16 protein-coding genes are annotated in these 20,301 nt (G+C 69.3%); 11 read left to right on the top strand and 5 right to left on the bottom strand.

Translation table 11 applies throughout. From position 1 onward, the window contains the following. Window positions 1-5 precede the first annotated feature (5 nt). Window positions 6-701 carry an Rv0518 family GDSL lipase gene (locus AC5Y4Z_RS19415; RefSeq protein ID WP_499966377.1) on the top strand — a complete coding sequence of 232 codons (696 nt, stop codon included), beginning with the start codon at window positions 6-8 and terminating at the stop codon, window positions 699-701. On the opposite strand, the gene AC5Y4Z_RS19420 is transcribed toward AC5Y4Z_RS19415, so the two are convergent. The 5 genes from AC5Y4Z_RS19420 to AC5Y4Z_RS19440 are packed head-to-tail and all read right to left on the bottom strand — an operon-like array spanning window position 694 to window position 6,882. Continuing rightward, the gene (locus tag AC5Y4Z_RS19420) at window positions 694-2,184 is read right to left on the bottom strand and encodes an acyl-CoA synthetase (protein ID WP_499966253.1); all 1,491 of its coding nucleotides are present in this window, start codon (window positions 2,182-2,184) and stop codon (window positions 694-696) included. The two genes, AC5Y4Z_RS19415 and AC5Y4Z_RS19420, sit on opposite strands and share 8 nt — an antisense overlap. Further along, window positions 2,169-2,951 (bottom strand): SDR family NAD(P)-dependent oxidoreductase, encoded by a 783-nt coding sequence (locus AC5Y4Z_RS19425; RefSeq protein ID WP_499966254.1) that lies wholly within the window; start codon window positions 2,949-2,951, stop codon window positions 2,169-2,171. Before AC5Y4Z_RS19425 ends, AC5Y4Z_RS19420 begins: the two co-directional genes overlap by 16 nt. Next, window positions 2,944-4,542: an AMP-binding protein gene (locus tag AC5Y4Z_RS19430; protein WP_499966255.1), complete on the bottom strand. Its 1,599-nt coding sequence runs from the start codon at window positions 4,540-4,542 to the stop codon at window positions 2,944-2,946. Before AC5Y4Z_RS19430 ends, AC5Y4Z_RS19425 begins: the two co-directional genes overlap by 8 nt. Then, the gene (locus AC5Y4Z_RS19435) at window positions 4,535-5,275 is read right to left on the bottom strand and encodes a GntR family transcriptional regulator (protein ID WP_499966256.1); all 741 of its coding nucleotides are present in this window, start codon (window positions 5,273-5,275) and stop codon (window positions 4,535-4,537) included. The genes AC5Y4Z_RS19430 and AC5Y4Z_RS19435 overlap by 8 nt, the downstream gene beginning before the upstream one ends. Continuing rightward, window positions 5,275-6,882, bottom strand: a complete 1,608-nt coding sequence (locus tag AC5Y4Z_RS19440; RefSeq protein WP_499966257.1) for a Vgb family protein — start codon at window positions 6,880-6,882, stop codon at window positions 5,275-5,277. Before AC5Y4Z_RS19440 ends, AC5Y4Z_RS19435 begins: the two co-directional genes overlap by 1 nt. Window positions 6,883-7,026: 144 nt before the next feature. On the opposite strand from AC5Y4Z_RS19440, the gene AC5Y4Z_RS19445 reads away from it, so the two are divergent. Genes AC5Y4Z_RS19445 through AC5Y4Z_RS19490 form a run of 10 tightly spaced genes read left to right on the top strand, consistent with a single transcriptional unit; the run spans window position 7,027 to window position 20,251 of the window. Continuing rightward, complete coding sequence (locus tag AC5Y4Z_RS19445; protein WP_499966258.1) at window positions 7,027-7,875, top strand: SDR family NAD(P)-dependent oxidoreductase; 849 nt, start codon at window positions 7,027-7,029, stop codon at window positions 7,873-7,875. Beyond that, window positions 7,872-9,248, top strand: a complete 1,377-nt coding sequence (locus AC5Y4Z_RS19450; protein ID WP_499966260.1) for an aromatic ring-hydroxylating oxygenase subunit alpha — start codon at window positions 7,872-7,874, stop codon at window positions 9,246-9,248. Before AC5Y4Z_RS19445 ends, AC5Y4Z_RS19450 begins: the two co-directional genes overlap by 4 nt. A gap of 5 nt (window positions 9,249-9,253) precedes the next feature. Next, window positions 9,254-11,104, top strand: a complete 1,851-nt coding sequence (locus AC5Y4Z_RS19455; RefSeq protein WP_499966262.1) for a flavin-containing monooxygenase — start codon at window positions 9,254-9,256, stop codon at window positions 11,102-11,104. Then, complete coding sequence (locus AC5Y4Z_RS19460; RefSeq protein WP_499966263.1) at window positions 11,101-12,045, top strand: SDR family NAD(P)-dependent oxidoreductase; 945 nt, start codon at window positions 11,101-11,103, stop codon at window positions 12,043-12,045. The genes AC5Y4Z_RS19455 and AC5Y4Z_RS19460 overlap by 4 nt, the downstream gene beginning before the upstream one ends. Next, window positions 12,038-13,258, top strand: coding sequence for a CaiB/BaiF CoA transferase family protein (locus AC5Y4Z_RS19465; RefSeq protein ID WP_499966265.1), 1,221 nt, complete (start codon window positions 12,038-12,040; stop codon window positions 13,256-13,258). The genes AC5Y4Z_RS19460 and AC5Y4Z_RS19465 overlap by 8 nt, the downstream gene beginning before the upstream one ends. Continuing rightward, complete coding sequence (locus AC5Y4Z_RS19470) at window positions 13,259-14,971, top strand: thiamine pyrophosphate-binding protein (RefSeq protein WP_499966266.1); 1,713 nt, start codon at window positions 13,259-13,261, stop codon at window positions 14,969-14,971. A 16-nt stretch (window positions 14,972-14,987) separates the two neighbouring features. Beyond that, the gene (locus AC5Y4Z_RS19475) at window positions 14,988-16,421 is read left to right on the top strand and encodes an aldehyde dehydrogenase family protein (protein WP_499966267.1); all 1,434 of its coding nucleotides are present in this window, start codon (window positions 14,988-14,990) and stop codon (window positions 16,419-16,421) included. A gap of 7 nt (window positions 16,422-16,428) precedes the next feature. Beyond that, window positions 16,429-17,421, top strand: a complete 993-nt coding sequence (gene acuI / locus AC5Y4Z_RS19480; protein WP_499966268.1) for an acrylyl-CoA reductase (NADPH) — start codon at window positions 16,429-16,431, stop codon at window positions 17,419-17,421. A gap of 11 nt (window positions 17,422-17,432) precedes the next feature. Then, the gene (locus tag AC5Y4Z_RS19485; RefSeq protein ID WP_499966269.1) at window positions 17,433-18,614 is read left to right on the top strand and encodes a MaoC family dehydratase; all 1,182 of its coding nucleotides are present in this window, start codon (window positions 17,433-17,435) and stop codon (window positions 18,612-18,614) included. 20 nt (window positions 18,615-18,634) lie between these two features. Next, window positions 18,635-20,251, top strand: coding sequence for a class I adenylate-forming enzyme family protein (locus AC5Y4Z_RS19490; protein ID WP_499966271.1), 1,617 nt, complete (start codon window positions 18,635-18,637; stop codon window positions 20,249-20,251). The last annotated feature ends 50 nt before the right edge of the window (window positions 20,252-20,301 follow it).

Raw genomic sequence — 20,301 nt, forward strand, 5'->3', positions numbered from 1 at the left:
CGTTCGTGACTCGCCTGTTCACCTTTGCCGTCGGCCTGACCGTTGTGGTCGCCGCCGTCCTTGGCAAGCACCCGCATTCGGTGCCGGCGCGCAGCTACAACATCCTGACCATCGACCTGCGGCTCAACCACGTCGCCGTGGTCAGCGACTCCTACACCACCGGCACCGAAGAGGGCGGGCTGGGACCGAAGTCGTGGACCGCGCGGGCCTGGCAGATGCTGGCCGCCCAGGGCGAGCGGATCGCGCCCGATGTCGCCGCCGAGAAGCGGGCCGGCTACGTCACGCCCGGCGATCACCACAGCATCTTCTGGGACCTGGCCACCCGGGCGGTCAAGAACGACGACGCGCTGGTGGTGTTCTTCGGCTCGCGCAACGACGAGGGCACCGATCCGCAGCTGCTGGCCGGCAAGGCCCACGACACCCTAGGCCTGGCGCGCGCCCGCGCGCCGTCGGCGCGGCTGTTGGTGATCGGGCCGGCGTGGCCGACGGCGGACGTGCCCGGGTCGATACTGCAAATCCGCGACGTGCTGTTCGGCGCGGCCCTGGGCGCGGGCGCGACGTGGGTCGACCCGATCGCCGAGCGGTGGTTCGTCGGCCGGCCCGACCTGATCGGCGCCGACGGTGTTCACCCCACCGACGCGGGACACCAGTATCTGGCGGACATGATCGCGCCGCTGATCCGCACGCAGCTAATTACCTGAGGGTGGCGCGCAGTTCGCGCTTGAGCACCTTGCCGTAGCTGTTCTTCGGTAGCTCGTCAACGAATTCGTAGCGCTTGGGCCGCTTGAAGCGCGCGATGCGCGCCAGCAGGTGCGCGTCCAGTTCGGCCGGGTCGACGACACCATCGGTGCCGACGACGAACGCGACCACCACCTCGCCCCACTCGGGGTCGGGCGCGCCGACCACGCACGCCTCGGCGACGCCGGGGTGCTCGAGCAGGACCTCCTCCACCTCGCGCGGGTAGATGTTGGTGCCGCCGCTGATGACGACGTCCTTGGACCGATCCCGCAGCGTCAGGAACCCGCGCGCGTCGAACGAGCCCAAATCGCCCGTATAGAGCCAGCCGTCGCGCAGGGTCGCGCGCGTCGCGTCCGGGTTGCGCCAGTACCCGGACATGACCGCGTCGCCGCGGCACACGATTTCGCCGACCTCGCCCGGGGGCGCCGGGCGGCCGTCCGCGCGCAGCACCGCGACCTGGGTCCCCGACCGCGGATAGCCGACCGAACCGAGGACCGCGTCGTCGGCCGCCTGGTGGTCGGCGCGGCGCAGCCCGGTGATCGTCATGGGCGCCTCGCCCTGCCCGTAGATCTGCGCGAAGATCGGGCCGAACGCCGCCATCGCGCCCTTGAGGCTGTCGACGTACATCGGTCCGCCGCCGTAGACGATGGTGCGCAGGTTGGCCGGGCGCGGGCGGCCCGTCTTGACGAGGCGTTGGACCATCGTCGGGGCGAGGAAAGCGCTACTGCCCGGGTGGTTTTCGCAGAGGTCGAGGAATTCGCCGGGGTCGAAGGCGCCCGAGGCGGGCACCACCTGGCGGGCCCCGCGCAGCACGTAGGGCAGGACGTAGAGCCCCGAGCCGTGCGACATCGGCGCCGCGTGCACCAGGCTGCAGTGTTCGTCGGGGGCGTCGATGTCGGCCAGGTGCGCGACGGCCATGGCCATCAGGTTGCGGTGCGACAGCATCGCGCCCTTGGACCGCCCGGTGGTTCCGCTGGTGTAGAACAGCCAGGCCAACGCCGACGGGTCGGTGTCCGGCGCCGTCGCCGGGGCCAGTGCGAGACGGCGCGAATAGTCCTCGGAGCCAAGGGATTCGATGGCCGCGGGGGCGACCGGGGCGAGCTCGGCGGCGATCGCGGGGGAGGCGAAGACCTGCGACACCCCGGCGTCGTCGAGGATCTGGGCCATCTCGCGCGGGTGCAGCTTGTAGTTGACCGGGACGACGACGCACTCGGCGGCCCAGGTCGCGAACATCAGCTCGACGATCTCGGGCCGGTTGTGGCTCGCGATCGCCACGCGCGCGCCCGCGCCCGCGCGATCCCGGATGGAGGCGGCCAAACGCAGTGCGCGGTCGCGCAATTCGCCCCACGTACACACGCGGCGGTCCCCGTGAAACACCGCACCCCGGTCGGCGAACCGCCGCGCGGCCTGATCGAGGGCCGCGAACAGGTTCACCGATCGGTCCACTGGGAGTTCAGCGCGAACTCCGACAGGTACTTCGTCGAACTCCAGCCGCCGTCGACGACGATCGTCTGCCCGTTGATGAAGCTGCCCCCGGGCGAACACAGGAACGCCACGGTGCTGGCGATATCGTCGATGCTGCCCAGCCGCTGATGCGGCGTCATCTCGGTGTTGATCTTGCGGAAACGCTCGTCCTGCAAGCGCTTTTCGACCATCGGGGTCAGCGTCACCCCGGGCGCGACGGCGTTGCAGCGAATGCCCGACGCCCCGTACTGGCAGGCGATGTGCGTGGTCAGCGCCGTCAGCCCGCCCTTGGCCGCGGAGTACGCGCCGCCGCGCAGCCCGCCGATCACCGCGAACGTCGACGTGACGTTGATGATCGCCGAGCCGGGCCGCATGTGTGGTAGCACGTCGCGGGCGAGGCGAAACGGGGCGCGCAGCATCAAGCCCAGGAAGTGGTCCAGCGTTTCGTCGTCGGTCTCGTGCAGCGGCTTGGGGCTGCCCACCCCGGCGTTGTTGATCAGGAAATCGATGCGGCCCCACCGGGACACGGCGAGGTCCACGATCCGTCGCGGCGCGTCGTCGTCGGTCAGGTCGACGGCCAGGGTCGCGACCCGGTCCGGATCACCGACGGCGCTTGCGAGTTCGGCCAGCCTGGTTTCGTCGCGGCCGGTGCCGAGCACCGCCATCCCCATCCCGGCGAGCTTGGTGGCGCATCCCCAGCCGATGCCGCTGCTGGCTCCCGTGACGATCGCGACCTGCATCTCACCCATCCCTGGTCTCCGCCCGTGTCAAAGCCGCCCGGATCTCGTGCTTGAGTATCTTCCCCGCGTCGTTCTTCGGCAGCGCATCCCAGATGACCACGCGTTCGGGCGCCTTGAATTTGGCGACGCCCTTGCTCTCCAGCAGCGACAGCAGGCTCGCGACGTCGGGTGGCGCCGCGCCGGTTGGCACGATCACCGCGCACGCGCGCTCCCCGGTGCGCTCGTCGGGCAGCCCGACGACCGCGATCTCGGCGATGCCGGGGTGGTCGGCGAGCAGGTCCTCGACCTCCTTGGCCGAGATGTTCTCGCCGTTGCGGATGATGACGTCCTTGGTCCGGCCCGTCACCACCAGGTACCGTCCTTCGAAACCGGCCGAGTCCCAGCGCCCGAGGTCCCCGGTGCGGAAATACCCCTCGGCGTCGAAGGATTCGGCGTCGTCGTCGGGGTGCAGGTAGCCGACGAGCATCTGCGGCCCGCGCACGAGGATCTCACCGCTGCCCGGGTCGAGTTTGACGTCGGCCACGCCGACTCGCCCGTCGGTGTCGGCGGCGCGCTCCGCGTCGCCCAGCGCACCCACCGTCGTCACCGGCACCTCCGTCGAGCCGTACACGCGGGTGACGGCCGCGGAGTCGAAATACGCCGCCGCCCTGCGGATCAGCGACGGCGACACCGAGGCGCCGCCGCAGATGAACACCCGCAGGTCGGGCAGGCGGGTGCCGGCGGCCTCGGCGGCGGCCAGCAGCTGCCGCAGAAACGGTGTGGCCCCGGCCATGTGGGTGCAGCGCTCGCGCTGCATCAGCGCGACCGCCGCCTCCGGGTCCCACCGGTCCATCAGCACCGCGGTGGTGCCCAGCAGCAGCGGGCATTCGAACGCATAGATCGACCCGCCGATGTGGGCGATCGGCGACGGGACCAAAAAGGTGTCGCCCGGCTCGATGGACCAGTGGTCGCGGAGCTGGCGGATCAGCGCGTGTACCGAATTGTGGCTGTGCAGAACGCCTTTGGGGCGGCCCGTGGTGCCGGACGTGTAGAGCACCATCCGCGCGGCGTCGGGGTCCAGGGCCGGCAGCTGGGGCGCCTCCGGTCGCTGGTCCGACAGCGCGGCGTAGGAGGTGTGCGGACCGGGCTCACCGCGCAGCACCACAACCTCCGGCGCCGTGTCCATCGATCCGGTCACGCGTTCGAGCATGGCCGCGTAGTCGTGGCCGCCGAAGCGGTGCGGGACGAAGACGATCGCCGTCCGGGCGTCTTCGAGGATGAAACGCAGCTCGTTGTCGCGCAGCGACGGCAGGATCGGGTTCACCACCATCCCGGCCAGCGTCGCGCCCAGATAGATGACGGCGGCCTCGTGCCAGTTCGGCAGCATGAACGACACGACGCTGCCGGCCGGCATCCGCGCGAGCAGGGCGGTCGCCAGCCCCTCGGCCTGGGCGCGCAGCGTGGCGCAGTCGATCCGGGTGTCGTTGTCCACCAACACCGTTCGCCGCGGTGTGGTTTCCGCGGCGGCGCGCAGCGAGTCGGCCAGCGTGGTGTGCACCCACAGGCCGCGCCGGTATGCCTCTGCCGCGCGTGCGGTATCGGTACGGGCCGGCCTAGCCATTCACGCGTCGCATGGTCATCGCGTAGCGGAAGCTCGACGACAGGTGGGTGTTGACCGTCACCTGGGCGACCTCGCCGTCGGAGGTCCGGTAGGTGCGCCGCATCTGCAGCGCGGCGGTCCCCGCCTCGACGCCGAGGCCGTCGGCCAGCTCGGGGGACAGCAGCACCGCGGCGATCTCCTGGCGCAGCTCGGCGACGCTCACCCCGAACAGGTCCTCGATCAACGGGAAGATCGGGCCGGTGTGGCGCTGCAGCAGCCTGCCCACGGCCGCGAAGGTGCGGTTGATGTAGTACTCGGTGCGGCACAGGGGCGCCGGCGCGCCGTCGGCCTGCCGGTAGCCGCGCACCGACAGCCACTGGCTGCCGGCCTCCAGCCCGGTGCGGGCGGCCAGATCCTCGTCTATGGTCACCATCTCGTTGGACTCGATGCTCAGCTGGGCGCCGGACGCGAAGGCCAGCAGGTCGTCGATCGACATCGCATCCTGCGCATAGGAACTCGACGCGGGTCGGGGCACCACCCGGGTGCCCGCCCGCGGTCGGGACGCGACGAGGTTGTCCTCGCGCAGCCGCCGCAGCGCCTCGCGGATGGTGTAGCGGCTGACCGCGAACCGCTCGCACAGTTGGTGCTCCGTCGGCAGCTGCGAGCCCACCGGATAGACCCCGTCGACGATCTCCTTGCGGAGCGTGCGGGCGATCTGCAGGTAGCGGTGGTCGCTGGAGATGGTCTGGGGCATCAGCGATCCCGTGTTCGGCGTAACGCCAGCACGCTGCCGTCGCCGTCGGCGGAGAGGTACAGCGTCCCGTCGGCCGCGGCGGCGACGCCGGCGAACGGGCCCTGCGGTCCGGAGAACGGCGGCATGCCCTTGAGGGGCTTCGGCACCACCCCCGGCGGCGGACCGACCGGCAGCCCGGACGCGATGGTGTGCGCCGCGTTGGTGATCAGGTCGAAGGCGATCAGATCCCTGGCGCCGGCGTCGACGATGTAGAGCACGCCGTCGTGCACCGTGATACCTTGCGGGCGTTGCAGGTCGGCGACCACCGTCTCGGTCTTCGATCCGTTCACCCGGACCACGCGCCCGGCACCCGACTCCGCCACCAGGCATGCCCCGTCCGCGCCGATCGCGACGCCGACCGGGTCGCGCAGGCCGGTGGCCAGCACGTCGACACCGGCCGATCCCAACGCCAGGACCCGTCCCGTGCCCAGTTCGGCGAAGACGATCTCGCGCGGTCCTACCGCGACGCCGTAGAGCTGGTCGAAACCGTCGGCCAGCACGTCGGTTTCGCTGGCCGCCGGCCGGTAGCGGGCGACCTGGCCGCCCGACGTCGTCACGACGAACTCGCCGGGCCCGGCGGTGGCAAGCCCGCGCAGGAACCCGGGATAGCCGGGGCTGAACAACATCCCGACGGTCTGCAGCGACCCGTCGGGCGCGGCGGCGTAGCAGTACGTGCCGTCGGCGATGTAGAGCCGGCCGTCGTCGCCCACGGCCAGGTCCAGCGGCCAGTTCAGGCCGCCGGGCAACACCGTTCGCGTCGCGCCGTCCGGCGACACCTCGGTGATCTCGCCGGTGAAGTTCGACACCAGCACCCGCTCGCCGACGAACGTGCAGTTGTCCAGCCCCGGGTTGAGCTGCGCCAGCACCCGCCGTTCGCCGCTGCGGGGATCTATGCGCAGCACCTGCCCGCTGGCCACCTGGGTCGAGACGATCCAGCCGTGCGGGTCGAACTTCACCGAGTCGGGGACCCCGAGATCGCCCGCGACGCACTGCGGTTCGCCGCCGTCGGGGTCCACGCGCCAGATCTCGTTGGCGCCCATCACCGGGAAATACAGCAGCCCGTCCGGGCCGACCTCCATCGCGTTCGGTGACGGCACGTTCTCCAGCAGCACCCGCGGCGGGCCCCCGGCCAGGTCGAATTCCAGCAGCCGTCCGCCCTCGCGGCATTCGCCGACGAATAACCGGCCCCGATGAAAGGTGATGCCGTTGGCCGACGGAACGTCGTCGCGCAGCACCCGGGTCCGGCCGGTGGTGTCGAGCATGCTGACCCGGCCGTCCATCACCTCGGTCGCGTACAGGTTGCCGCTCGCGTCGAACGCGACGTCGTCGGGCGCGGTGATCTCGCCGCCCTTGGCGCTCACGGTCGCAAGTTGCCCGGTGCGATGATCCAGCGCGCTGATCTGGCTCCCGGTCACCTGCGCGATGTAGACGCGGCCGTCGGGACCGGTCCGCAGTCCGTTGGCGCCGAACAGCCGGCTCGGCGCCGTGACCCGCTCGAGCCGCCAGCCCTCCGCCACCTCGACCGGATGAGTCAGGGCCTGCCGCGAGGGCTGCGCCGGGATGGGCATGTTGCGGACGTTATCAACTCCGGCTAGTCCAGACAATAGCCGCCAGCGGGCCATTTCCGCCCTTGACAGGCATGTCCGCCGATGGGAATAGTGTTCTCCGACGGACAGAACCCAATATGTTGTCCGGACAAACGGAAGTAGGTAATGGAGGACCTCCTCAGGCTTGATGGCCGCATCGTCGTGGTCTCCGGCGCCGGTGGCGGCGGCATCGGCACGACCGTGACCGCGATGGCCGCCCGGGCCGGTGCCACCGTGATCGCGGTGAGCCGCTCGAAGGAAAACCTCGACGAGCACGTCGCCCCGCTCGCGCAGCAAGCCCTGGCGGTGCTGCCCGTCGCCGCCGACGCGTCGACCGACGACGGCATCGCCGCCGTGCTCGACCGGGCGCGGCGCGCCGACGGGGAGCTGTACGGCTTGGTCAACGTCGCCGGCGGCGCCGACCCGTCGACGTGGATGCCGTCGACCCGGGTGACGCGCGACGACTGGCGCAAGATCTTCACCGACAACCTCGAGACCGCCTTCTTCATGAGCCGGGCCGTGGCGGCCGAACTCGTCGCGCAGCAGCGGCCGGGGTCGATCGTGTCGATCTCCTCGATCAGCGGCATGAACACCGCCCCGTTCCACATCGCCTACGGCACCGCCAAGGCCGCGATCGCGGCGATGACCCGCACCATGGCCCTCGAACTGGCGCTGGCCGGGATCCGCGTCAACGCGGTGGCGCCGGGCGTCACCGAGACCGCGGCGTCGCGCACCTACGTCGACGAGGACCCCGACCGGGATCGACAGGCGATCGCGATGGGCCGGCGCGGGCGCCCCGAGGAGCAGGCCGGCGCCATCCTGTTCTTGCTCTCGGAGCTGTCCAGCTACATCACCGGCCAGACGCTGCTCGTCGACGGCGGGCTCGACCTCAAATGGAGCCATCTCGGCGCCGACAACACTTCGCTGTTCCTCAAGGACGAATCCTTCCGCGCGGCCATCAGGAGGATGACATGACCGATCTGGCCAAGGACGCGAAACACTCCGCGGCCGAGGAACTCTCGACGCCGATGACGATCGGTGTCGATGCCTACATCAGCGAAGACTACGCCCGCGCCGAGCGCGACAGGTTGTGGCGCAAGGTCTGGCAGCAGGTGGGCCGCGTCGAGGAGCTGCCCGAGGTGGGCAGCTACCTGACCTATGAGATTCTCGACGACTCGATCATCGTGGTGCGCACGGGCGCAGGCGAATTCAGGGCGCACCACAACGTGTGCATGCACCGCGGCCGCCGGCTGATCGACACGCCGGAGGGTGCCAAGAACGCGTGCGGCCGCACCCGCAAGTCGTTCGTGTGCGGCTTCCACGGCTGGACCTACGGGCTGGACGGGGCGTGCACCCACATCCGCGAACAACAGGACTGGCAGGACGCGCTGACGCCGGACAACACCCACCTGCGGCCGGTCAAGGTCGACACTTGGGGCGGCTGGCTGTGGATCAACATGGACCCCGACTGCGAGCCGCTGGCCGACTACCTGTTCCCCGCCGCGAAGATCCTCGACCCGTTCGGCCTGGAGAACATGCGCTACAAATGGCGCAAATGGCTGTCGTTCGACTGCAATTGGAAGGTCGCGCTGGAGGCCTTCAACGAGACCTACCACGTCTACACGACGCATCCGGAGTTCAACAAGTTCGGCGAATTCAAGGGCTGGGCCAAGGCGCAGGGCAAGCACAGCAACATCGGCTACGACGCCCCCGACGACCTGGAGGCCACCAAGTCCAAGATCCGCCTCGGCACGGGCGCCGACCCCCGGGTGTCCACCGCGGAGATGCAGATCTACACGATGGAGGAGACCAACACCTCCACAACCGAGACGCTGGTGAACGCCGCCAAGCGGCTGGTCGACGAACTGCCCGAGGGCACGCCGCCCGACAAGGTCCTCGAGCACTGGCTGGCGTCGGCGCGCCGCGACGACGAGGCCCGCGGCGTGTTCTGGCCGACGATTCCCCCCGACATCCTCGGCCAGGCCGGCACCGCGTGGCAGATCTTCCCGAACTTCCAGATCGGTCAAGGTTTGACCGTCGCGCTGTGCTACGGCGCGCGGCCGCACCCCAGCTACAACCCCGACAAGTGCATCTTCGAGGTGTCGGTGTTCGAGCTGTACCCGAAAGGCCAAGAGCCGCAGACGGAATGGGAGTACACACCGGTCGGCGACCCCCGGTGGCTGTCGGTGCTGCCGCAGGACTTCTCCAACATGGCGGCCGTGCAGCAGGGCATGAAATCGCTGGGCTTCCCCGGCACTAAGCCCAACCCGTACCGCGAACGCAGCACCGTCAACCTGCACTACCAATTGTCCAAGTACATGGGCGCCGGCGAACCGCGGGAGCTTTGATCGAGATGACACTGTTTGAAACGTGCGGCCCGACGCAGACGCCCGCCGACATCGACATTGACGCGCTGCGCGAGAAGTACCTGTACGAGCGGGACAAGCGACTGCGCCCGGAGGGCAGCAAGCAATACCTCGAACTGAAGGACGATTTCGCGGAATTCGCCGAGGTCGACCCGCACACGCCGGTGACGCCGCGCACCCCGATCGACGAGGACGTCGAGGTGGCGGTCCTCGGCGGCGGCATCACCGGGCTGCTCGCGGGCGCGTACCTCAAGAAGGCCGGCGTCGACGACGTGCGCACCATCGAGATGGGCGGGGACTTCGGCGGGGTGTGGTACTGGAATCGGTTCCCCGGGATCCAGTGCGACAACGACGCGTACTGCTACATCCCGATGCTCGAGGAACTCAACTACGTCCCGTCGAAGAAGTTCGCCGACGGCGCCGAGATCTACGAGCATTGCCGCCGCATCGCCAAGCATTTCGGGCTTTACGACGGCGCGATCCTGTCCACCCAGGTCCGCACGGTGCGCTGGGACGAGACGATCAAGCGCTGGCGGCTGACCACCAACCGCGGCGACGACATCCGGGCCCGCTTCGTGGTGATGGCGCAGGGCTCGTTCAACCGGCCCAAGCTGCCCGGAATCCCGGGCATCAAGGACTTCAAGGGACACATGTTCCATTCCGCCCGTTGGGATTACGACTACACCGGCGGGGACGCCAACGGCGGGCTGCACAAGCTGGGTGACAAACGGGTGGCCCTGGTCGGCACGGGCGCCACCGGTGTGCAGCTGGTCCCGCATCTCGGCCGGGACGCCCAGCACCTCTACGTGTTCCAGCGCACGCCGTCGTCGGTCGACATGCGCGGCAACGAGCCGACCGATCCGGAATGGGCGGCGTCCCTGGGGCCGGGCTGGCAGGAGCAGCGCAAGCGCAACTTCCACCGCTGGTCTCCGTTGGGAGACGGCGCCGTGTTCGACGAGCCGGACATGGTGTGCGACTTCTGGACCGAACTCGGGCGCAACCTGACCGCGCGGATCGCCGCGGCCGACGACCCGTCGGCGCTGAGCATCGAGCAGATCATGGCGATCCGCGAGGAAGAGGACTACAAGGTGATGGAGCGGCTGCGGCGCCGCGTCGAGGAACTGATCGACGACCCGCAGACCGCCGAGGCGCTCAAACCGTACTACCGGTTCATGTGCAAGCGCCCCTGCAGCAGCGACGAATACCTGCCGACGTTCAACCGCCCGAACGTCACCCTCGTCGACGTGTCGGAATCCAAAGGCGTGGAACGGCTCACCGAGAAGGGGATCGTCGCGGGCGGCGTCGAATACGAGGTGGACTGCGTCATCTTCGCCAGCGGGTTCGAGATCACCACCGACATCAGCCGCCGTTACGCCGTCGAGGCGGTGGAGGGCCGCGACGGCCTGTCGCTGTTCGACCACTGGCGCGACAGCTACCAGTCGCTGCACGGGATGACCTGCCGGGGCTTCCCGAACCAGTTCTTCACCGGGTTCATCCAGGGCGGCGTGTCGGGCAACACCACCGCGATGCTCGAGCAGCAGGCCGAACACATCGCCTACATCGTTTCCGAGGCGATCGCGCGCGGCGCGACGACCGTCGAGCCCAGCCGGGAGGCCCAGGACAACTGGGTCCGGACCATCCGCGAGCTGGCTATCGACGCAACGGAATTCGCGGTCTCCTGCACGCCCGGCTATTACAACAACGAAGGCGGCGGTGGGGGAGAGGGTATCCGGTCGGCGATCGGCGAGCCGTATGCACCCGGCTTCTACGCCTTCGACGACCTGCTGCGGGCGTGGCGCGACAGCGGTGAGCTGGAAGGCCTGGTCCTGGGCGAATGACCGGCACGCCCGAGCTCAGATTCGACGGCCGCGTCGCCGTGGTCACCGGCGCCGGCCGCGGATTGGGTTGCGCCTACGCGCAATTGCTCGCCTCGCGCGGGGCGAAGGTCGTGGTCAACGACCCCGGCGGCGGCCTGCGCGGCGACGGCAGCGACGCCGGGCCGGCGCAGCGCGTGGTCGATGAGATCGCCGCGGCCGGCGGCGAGGCCGTCGCGTGCACTGAGTCGGTCGCCACCCGGGAGGGCGGTGAGGCGATCGTCGCGACGGCGCTCGACCGCTACGGCCGCATCGACATCCTGATCCACAATGCCGGCAACGTGCGTCGCGGCTCGCTGAAGGAGATGAGCCACGAGGATTTCGACGCCGTGCTCGACGTGCACCTGCGCGGCGCGTTCAACGTGCTGCGGCCGGCGTTTCCGCTCATGTGCGAGGCCGGCTACGGACGCGTCGTGCTCACCTCGTCCATCGGCGGCCTCTACGGAAACCACGACGTGACCAACTACGCCGCGGCCAAGGCGGGCGTGATCGGGCTGGCCAACGTCGCGGCGCTCGAAGGCGCCGCCGACGGGGTGATGTGCAACGTGATCGTGCCGGCCGCGGTGACCCGCATGGCCGAGGGGATCGACACGTCGGCCTACCCGCCGATGGGCCCGGAACTCGTTGCGCCCGTGGTCGGTTGGCTCGCGCACGAGACCTGCTCGGTGACCGGTGAGGTGTTCATCGCGCTGGCGGGGCGGGTGGCGCGGGCCGTCATCGCCGAAAGCCCGGGCGTGTACCGGCCCTCCTGGACGGTCGAGGACGTCGGCCAGCACCTCGACGCGATCCGGAACATCGAGGCGCCGCTGGTCTTTCCGGCAGTGCCCGACGGCCACGCCCGGCACATCCGCTACAGCTTCGAGCTGGCGCACCGCTGCACCGAACGGGGCGCGCTGCATGGCTGACCGGGCTGTTACGGGACCGCTCGCGGGTCTGCGGGTGATCGACCTCACCGCGATGGTGATGGGGCCCTACTGCACGCAGATCATGGCCGACATGGGCGCCGACGTGATCAAAGTCGAACCGCCACAGGGCGATAACACCCGATACATCTCGGTCGGGCCGGCGCCGGGAATGAGCGGCGTGTTCGTCAACGTCAACCGGGGCAAACGCAGCGTCGTGCTGGACCTGCAGACCGACGCCGGAACCGGGGCGCTGCGCGCGCTGATTTCGACCGCGGACGTGTTCGTCCACTCGATGCGCGCCAAGGCGATCGCGAAGCTCGGCTTCGGCTACGACGACGTCGCCGCGATCAACCCGGCCATCGTCTACACCAACTGCTACGGGTACGGGCACCGCGGACCCGATCGCGACCGGCCCGCCTACGACGACACGATCCAGGCCGAGTGCGGGCTGCCGGCGGTGCAGCAGCAACTGACCGGCGAGGCCGACTACGTCGGGACCATCATGGCCGACAAGGTCGCCGGGCTGACGGCGCTGTACGCGACGACGATGGCGTTGTTCCACCGCGAACGCACCGGCCAGGGCCAGGAAGTCGAGGTCGCCATGTTCGAGACCATGGCGTCGTTCATCCTCGTCGAACACGCCAACGGCGCCATGTTCGACCCCCCGCTGGGGCCGGCGGTGTACCCGCGCACCGTGGCGCCCAACCGCCGCCCCTACCGCACCAGCGACGGACACATCGCGGCGCTGATCTACAACGACAAGCACTGGAACGCCTTCATGGATGCCGTTCGGCCGCCGTGGGCCAGCGAACTGTACGCGACGCTGGAACAGCGCGCGCGCCAGATCGACACCGTCTACGGGCTGCTGGCCGAGACGATGAAGGAGCGCTCCACCGCCGAGTGGCTGGCGCTGCTGCGCGAGCTGGAAATACCGGCCGCGCCGCTGAACACCCCGGGCGCGCTGTTCGACGATCCCCACCTCAACGCCGTCGGCATGTTCGAGACGGTGGACAGCCCGCACGGGCCGGTGCGCTTTCCCGGCGTGCCCACCTGGTTCTCCCAGACGCCGGGTCGCGTCGCGGGGCCGGCGCCGGAGCTCGGCGCCCACACCGAAGAAGTGCTCGCCGAAATCGGCGCGAGCAGACACAAAGGCACCCGACGCGCCGTGCCAGAAGGTGCTTTTACGTCTGCTCGCGAGGGAAAGGAGCTGTAAATGGGTGTGCCGGTCTACAAACGCATCCTCGACCTGTTCGAGGCCGAGGGGGTGAACACCCTGTTCGGCATCCCGGACCCGAACTTCGTGCACATGTTCGCCGAGGCCGACGCCCGCGGGTGGTCGGTGGTGGCACCGCATCACGAACTGAGCGCGGGCTTCATGGCCGAGGCGGCCTCGCGGATGACGGGCAAGCCGGGCCTGTGCATCGGCACGCTCGGACCGGGCATGGCCAACATCGCCGGGGCGATCCAGTGCGCGCTGGTGGAGAACTCGCCGGTGATCTTCCTCGGCGGCCAGCGCGCCCGCGTCACCGAGCGCCGTGTCCGGCGCGGCCGCATCCAATTCGTCCGCCAGGAGCCCCTTTTCGCGGCGTCCGTCAAGTACAGCGCATCCATCGAGTACGCCGACCAGACCGACGAGATCGTCCACGAGGCGATCCGCCGCGCCATGTCCGGCACGCCCGGGCCGGCCTACATCGAGTACCCGTCGCACGTCATCCTGGAGGAACTCGACGTGCCGGATCCGCCGCCGCCGCACCGGTATCGCCTCGTCAATCAGGGGGCGGGCGCCCCTGAAATCGCCGAGGCCGCGAAGCTGATTCGTGCAGCGAAGAGCCCGATCCTGTTGGTGGGCCACGGTGTACACACGTCGCGCACCGGACCTGCGGTGAAGGAGCTCGCCGACTTGATGGCCTGCCCGGTCATCCAGACCTCCGGCGGCACGTCCTACATCCCGGGTCTGCAGGAGCGGACGTTCCCCTACCTGTTCTCCCCGGCCGCCAACGAGGCCGTCGAGGAATCCGACCTGTGCGTCGCGTTGGGAACCGAACTCGGTGAGCCCATGCACTACGGCCGGACCCAGCATTGGGCGGGCAACGATGCGAACCGCAAATGGGTGTACGTCGAACAGGACCCCGCGGCGATCGGTGTCAACCGCCAGTTCGACGTGCCGCTGGTCGGCGACCTGCGCGGCATCGTGCCGCAGCTCGTCGACGCGCTCCGGGACACGCCGCGCACCCCGTCAGCCAACCTGGAGAAGTTGGTCAACGCCGACGCCGAGGAACTCGCGCAGCTCGCCGAGAGTGCGCCGACGGGCCGCACGCCCGTGCACCCGGCGCGCTTCATCGTCGAGGCCACGAAGGCGTTCAACGAACTCGACGACGCCATCATGGTCCGCGATGGCGGGGCGACCGTCATCTTTGGTTGGACCTACTCGCAGGCCAAGCCGCGCGACGTCATCTGGAACCAGAACTTCGGTCACCTCGGCACCGGCCTGCCCTACGCGGTCGGGGCATCGGTCGCCGAGGGCGGCAACCGCCCGGTGATGCTGATGACCAGCGATTCGGCATTTTTGTTCCACATTGCCGAGCTGGAAACCGCTGCGCGGTGCAATCTTCCGTTGGTGTGCGTGGTGGGTGTCGACCACCAGTGGGGTCTCGAGGTGGGCGTCTACAAGCGCACGTTTGAGCAGCCGTCGCCGCAGCCCGGCGTGCACTGGAGCAAGGACGTCCGCCTCGACAAGGTCGCCGAGGGCTTCGGGTGCCACGGTGAGTTCGTCGAGAAGGAAGACGAGATCCGCCCGGCGATCGCCCGCGCCTACGCCAGTGGCAAAGTCGGTGTGGTGCACGTGTGCATCGACCCGAAGGCCAACTCCGAGGAGATGCCGAAGTACGACCGATTCCGCACCTGGTATGCCGAGGGCACCCAGTAAGAAAGGGTATGGATCCATGCGCGAATACCTGAAGTTCTACATCGACGGCAAGTGGGTCGACCCGGTGCGGCCCAACGCCTTCGACGTCGAGAACCCCGCGACCGAGCAGGTCGGCGGCAAGATCTCGCTCGGGTCGGCCGCCGACGTCGACGTCGCGGTCAACGCCGCCCGGCGCGCCTTTACGGGCTGGTCGCAAAGCAGCCGCGAGCAGCGCCTGGACCTGCTGCAGGCCATCCTGGCCGAATACCAGAAGCGCGCGGGCGATCTGGCCGACGCGGTCACCGAGGAGATGGGCGCGCCGCCCTCGCTGGCCGCGGGCCCGCAGGTCCAACTGGGGATCGGCCACCTGGTGACGGCGATCGACGTGCTGAAGAACTATCCGTTCTCCGAACAGCACGGGGAGACGCTGATCGTCAAGGAGCCGATCGGCGTCTGCGGGCTGATCACGCCGTGGAACTGGCCGCTCAACCAGATCGCCGTCAAGGTGTACCCGGCGCTGGCGACGGGCTGCACCATGATCCTGAAACCGTCTGAGGTGGCGCCGTTCTCGGCCTACCTGTTCACCGAGATCCTCGACGCCGCCGGCGTGCCGGCCGGGGTGTACAACCTGGTCAACGGCGACGGTCCCGGCGTCGGCGTCGCGCTGGCCGCCCATCCCGACATCGACATGGTGTCGTTCACCGGGTCCACCCGCGCCGGCGTGGAGGTGGCCACCAACGCCGCGCTCACCGTGAAGCGGGTGACCCAGGAGCTCGGCGGCAAGAGCCCCAACATCGTGCTGGACGACGCGGGTTTCGCCGACAGCGTCCGCGCGGGCGTGGTGAACATGATGCCGAATTCCGGGCAGAGCTGTAACGCCCCGTCGCGCATGCTGGTCCCGAATTCGCGGATGGCCGAAGCCATCACGATCGCGCGTGAGGTCGCCGAGCAGGTGAAGGTGGGCAGCCCCGACGACGCGCGGGCGATCGGACCGGTGGCGTCGAGGGCGCAGTTCGAGAAGGTGCAGGGCCTGATCCAGAAGGGCATCGACGAGGGCGCGACCGTGGTCGCCGGCGGCCCGGGCCGGCCCGCCGGCCTGGACCACGGTTACTACGTCAAGCCGACCGTCTTCGCCGACGTCTCCAACGACATGACGATCGCGCGGGAGGAGATCTTCGGCCCCGTGCTGTGCATGCTCGGCTACGACGACCTCGACCAGGCCGTCGAGATCGCCAACGACACCGACTACGGACTGGCCGGCTACGTCTCGGGCGCCGACCTCGACACGGCGCGCGAGGTGGCCCGCAAGATCCGGGCCGGGTGGGTGACGATCAACCACGCCTTCGACATGAACGCGCCGTTCGGCGGCTACAAGCGCAGCGGCAACGGCCGGGAGTGGTGCGAGTTCGGGTTCCACGAGTATCTGGAAGTCAAGAGCACGTTGGGTTACGCGCCCGCGCAGAAGGGATGAAGCACAGGTGTTTTCAGCAGTTCTGATCGACAAGGGTGAGTCGGGGCAGACGGTCGGGGTCACCGACGTGGACGAGGCGCAGCTGCCCGAGGCCTCCGATGGAATGGTGTCGATCGACGTCGAGTACTCGACCCTGAACTACAAGGACGGCCTGGCGATCACGGGCAAATCGCCCGTGGTGCGCAAGTTCCCGATGGTCCCGGGCATCGACCTGGCCGGCGTGGTGACCGACAGCAGCCACGCCGACTGGAAAAAGGGCGACCGCGTGGTGCTCAACGGGTGGGGCGTCGGCGAAACGCATTGGGGCGGCCTGGCGCAGCGCGCCCGCCTCAACGGCGACTGGCTGATCCCGTTGCCGTCGGCGTTCACCACCCGGCAGGCGATGGCGATCGGCACCGCCGGCTACACCGCCAGCCTCTGTGTGGATGCGCTGCTGCAGCACGGGGTTTCGCCGGATCAGGGCGAGGTGCTGGTGACCGGCGCGACGGGCGGGGTCGGCAGCGTCGCGATCGCGCTGCTCACCGCGGCCGGGTTCAAAGTGGCCGCCGCGACGGGGAAGTCGTCGGAGGAGCCGTTCCTGAAGCAACTGGGCGCCGTGACGGTGCTGGACCGCGCCGAGCTCGGCGAGGCCGGCAAGCCGCTGCAGAAGGAGCGCTGGGCGGGCGTCGTCGACACCGCCGGCAGCCACACGCTGGCCAACGCCTGCGCGCAGACGCGGTACGGCGGCGCGGTGGCCGCGTGCGGCCTGGCCCAGGGCATGGACTTTCCGGCCTCGGTGGCGCCGTTCATCCTGCGTGGCGTCTCGCTGCTCGGCATCGACAGCGTGATGGCGCCCAAGCAGCGGCGCCTGCCCGCCTGGGAGCGTCTGGCGCGCGACCTGGACGCCGGCGCGCTGGATTCGATCGCGCGGGAGATCGGGCTGGGCGAGGCGATCGCCGCGGCGGGAGAACTGATGGACGGCACGGTGCGCGGCCGCATCGTCGTCGACGTCAACCGCTAGTGGGAGAGCTGATGGCTGACGAGAAGGTCCAGTTGGACCTGTCCGACGTCGATCACCGGGTGGGCAAGCCGGTGGGCGGGGGACAACTGTGGGATCCGTGCAGTTCCTCGGACATCCGGCGCTGGGTGATGGCGATGGACTACCCCAACCCGCTGCACTGGGACGAGAAGTTCGCCCGCGACTCGAAGTTCGGCGGCATCGTCGCTCCCCAGTCCATCGCGGTGGCGCTGGACTACGGGCACGGCGCCGCGCCGGCGTGCGTGGGCCACATCCCGAACAGCCACTTGATCTTCGGCGGCGAGGAGTGGTGGTTCTACGGTTGTCCGGTGCGGCCCGGGGACAAGTTGTTCCAGGAGCGCCGGTTTCACGACTACAAGGTGACCGAGACGAAATTCGCCGGCCCGACGATGTTTTCGCGCGGCGACACCGTCCACACCAACCAGCACGGCACCCTGGTGGCGCGCGAACGTTCCACCGCGATCCGCTATCTCTACGAGGAGGCGACCAAGCGCGGGATGTTCGAAAACCAGCTGGGCGAGATCAAGCGCTGGACCCAACCCGAGCTCGAGGCCGTCGAGCGGCTGCGTCGGGAGTGGCTTGAGTCCAACCGCATGGGCGTCTCGCCGCGCTTCGACGAGGTGAAGGTCGGCGACACGCTGCCGCGCCGCGTGATCGGACCGCACAGCATCGCCAGCTTCACCACCGAATACCGCGCGTTCCTGTTCAACATCTGGGGCACCTTCGAATGGGTGGCGCCGCCGGGCATCGAGGACCCGTGGGTGTATCAGGATCCGGGCTGGGGCAAGGACTTTGCGTTCGACGAGGAGGACGCGAAGATCGACCCGCGCAAGCGCGACGGGCTCTACGTCGGCCCGTCGCGCGGGCACATCGACGCCGAGCGGGCCAGCGAGGTCGGCATGGCACGTGCCTACGGCTACGGCGCGACGATGGGCGCGTGGTGCACCGACTACCTCGCGTACTGGGCCGGCCACGACGGCATGGTGCGCCATTCCAAGGCCGACTTCCGCACGCCGGCGTTCGAGGGCGACGTCACCTACTTCGACGCCGAGATCGTCGACAAGCAACCGGAGTCGACCTGGGGCGTGCCGCTCGTGCAGGTGAAGCTGCGCCTGACCAACCAGAACGGGGAGATGCTGGTGGGTTGCACGGCCGAGGTCGAGCTGCCCCTGTAGCGATGCAACAGCTTTCGATAGTGTCCGGGCCGCCGCTCGCGGACGAGCCCGGGCTGGGGCCGCTCACGCTGCCAGGTTTTTTGCGCGAGGTGACGCAGGCCTACGGCGAGCGCGAGGCGGTGGGGTGGCGCACCTCCGACGGCGTCGTGCGCTGGACGTACGCCCAGCTGTGGGAGCGCGCGATGGAGGTGGCGCGCGCGTTGCGCGCGTGCGGCCTGGGCAAGGACGGCCGCGTCGGCGTTCTGATGACGAACCGGCCGGAATGGCTTGCGGCGGTGTTCGGTACGTCCCTGGCGGGCGGGGTGGCGGTCACCCTCAGCACGTTTTCGACGCCGGCCGAGCTGGACTATCTGTTGCGGGCCTCGGCCGTCTCGGTGCTGCTGTTCGAGCGCAAGGTGCCGTCGAAGGACTTCGCCGCGATTCTGGCCGGGCTGGACCCGTCGCCGTATCCGTTCTTGCGCCGGCTCGTTTCGGTCGGCGAGCCGGCGGAGGGTATCGAAACGTGGTCGGATTTCCTGGCATCCGGTGACGGGGAGCCCCGCGAGCTTGTGGAGGCGACGGCCGCGGCGGTGCTGTCCAGCGACGCGGCCGTGCTGTTCTTCTCGTCCGGGTCCACCAGCAAGCCCAAGGGCATTCTCAGCGCGCATCGCGGCGTGTGCATCCAGCTGTGGCGCTTCCGGCGCATGTACGGGTTTCACCCCGACGACCACGTCCGCGGCTGGACCGCCAACGGCTTTTTCTGGTCCGGCAATTTCGCGATGGTGCTCGGCTCGACGCTGGCCAGCGGCGGGTGCCTCGTCCTGCAGTCGACGTTCGACGCGACCGAGGCGCTCGAGCTCATGGCGGCCGAGCGGGTGAACTTTCCGTTCGCGTGGCCCCACCAGTGGGCGCAGCTGGAAGGCGCGCCCAACTGGGACCGGGTGGATTTGAGCAGCGTGCGGTTCGCCGACTTCAAGACCCCGATCGCCCACCATCCCACGGTGTCGGGCGAGTGGTATGAGCCCGGCCACGCCTACGGCAACACCGAAACCTTCACGATCACAACGGGTTACCCCGCCAACACCCCGCCCGACGTGCACGCCGACAGCTTCGGGGTGGCGCTGCCCGGTGTGACACTGAAGATCACCGACCCGCTGACCGGCGCCGTCGTGCCGCGCGGCCAACCCGGCGAGATCCACGTCAAGGGTCCCACTTTGATGCTCGGCTACATCGGCACACCGCTCGACGAAACCCTCGACCCCGAAGGCTTTTTCCCCACCGGCGACGGCGGCTACCTCGACGACACCGGCCGGCTCTACTGGCAGGGCCGGCTCACCGACATCATCAAGACCGGCGGCGCCAACGTGTCGCCGCGCGAGGTCGACGAGGCCCTCATCGCCCACTCCGGCGTGAAGGTCGCCCAGACCGTCGGCGTCCCGCACGAGACCCTCGGCGAGGCCGTCGTCGCCTGCGTGGTGCCGCACGACGGCGTAACCCTCGACACCGACGAGCTTTTGGCGTTCCTACGGGAGCGCCTGGCCAGCTACAAGGTGCCCCGCCATGTGCTGTTCTTCCGCGATGACGAGGTGGCGGTGACGGGCAACGCCAAGATCAAGGCCGGCGAGCTTCGGGAGCTGGCGGTCAAGCGGCTGGCGTGACCCCTCGCCGAGCGTGCACTCACTGCGAAAAAATCGCGAAATTCTCGCCA

The organism is Mycobacterium sp. NGS63 (assembly GCF_059812295.1).

Coding starts and splice junctions, on each gene's coding strand:
- AC5Y4Z_RS19425 (WP_499966254.1), bottom strand. CDS start 2,951: ATGGGTGAGATGCAGGTCGCGATCGTCACGGGAGCCAGCAGCGGCATC.
- AC5Y4Z_RS19430 (WP_499966255.1), bottom strand. CDS start 4,542: ATGGCTAGGCCGGCCCGTACCGATACCGCACGCGCGGCAGAGGCATAC.
- AC5Y4Z_RS19435 (WP_499966256.1), bottom strand. CDS start 5,275: ATGCCCCAGACCATCTCCAGCGACCACCGCTACCTGCAGATCGCCCGC.
- AC5Y4Z_RS19440 (WP_499966257.1), bottom strand. CDS start 6,882: ATGCCCATCCCGGCGCAGCCCTCGCGGCAGGCCCTGACTCATCCGGTC.
- AC5Y4Z_RS19445 (WP_499966258.1), top strand. CDS start 7,027: ATGGAGGACCTCCTCAGGCTTGATGGCCGCATCGTCGTGGTCTCCGGC.
- AC5Y4Z_RS19450 (WP_499966260.1), top strand. CDS start 7,872: ATGACCGATCTGGCCAAGGACGCGAAACACTCCGCGGCCGAGGAACTC.
- AC5Y4Z_RS19455 (WP_499966262.1), top strand. CDS start 9,254: ATGACACTGTTTGAAACGTGCGGCCCGACGCAGACGCCCGCCGACATC.
- AC5Y4Z_RS19460 (WP_499966263.1), top strand. CDS start 11,101: ATGACCGGCACGCCCGAGCTCAGATTCGACGGCCGCGTCGCCGTGGTC.
- AC5Y4Z_RS19465 (WP_499966265.1), top strand. CDS start 12,038: ATGGCTGACCGGGCTGTTACGGGACCGCTCGCGGGTCTGCGGGTGATC.
- AC5Y4Z_RS19470 (WP_499966266.1), top strand. CDS start 13,259: ATGGGTGTGCCGGTCTACAAACGCATCCTCGACCTGTTCGAGGCCGAG.
- AC5Y4Z_RS19475 (WP_499966267.1), top strand. CDS start 14,988: ATGCGCGAATACCTGAAGTTCTACATCGACGGCAAGTGGGTCGACCCG.
- AC5Y4Z_RS19485 (WP_499966269.1), top strand. CDS start 17,433: ATGGCTGACGAGAAGGTCCAGTTGGACCTGTCCGACGTCGATCACCGG.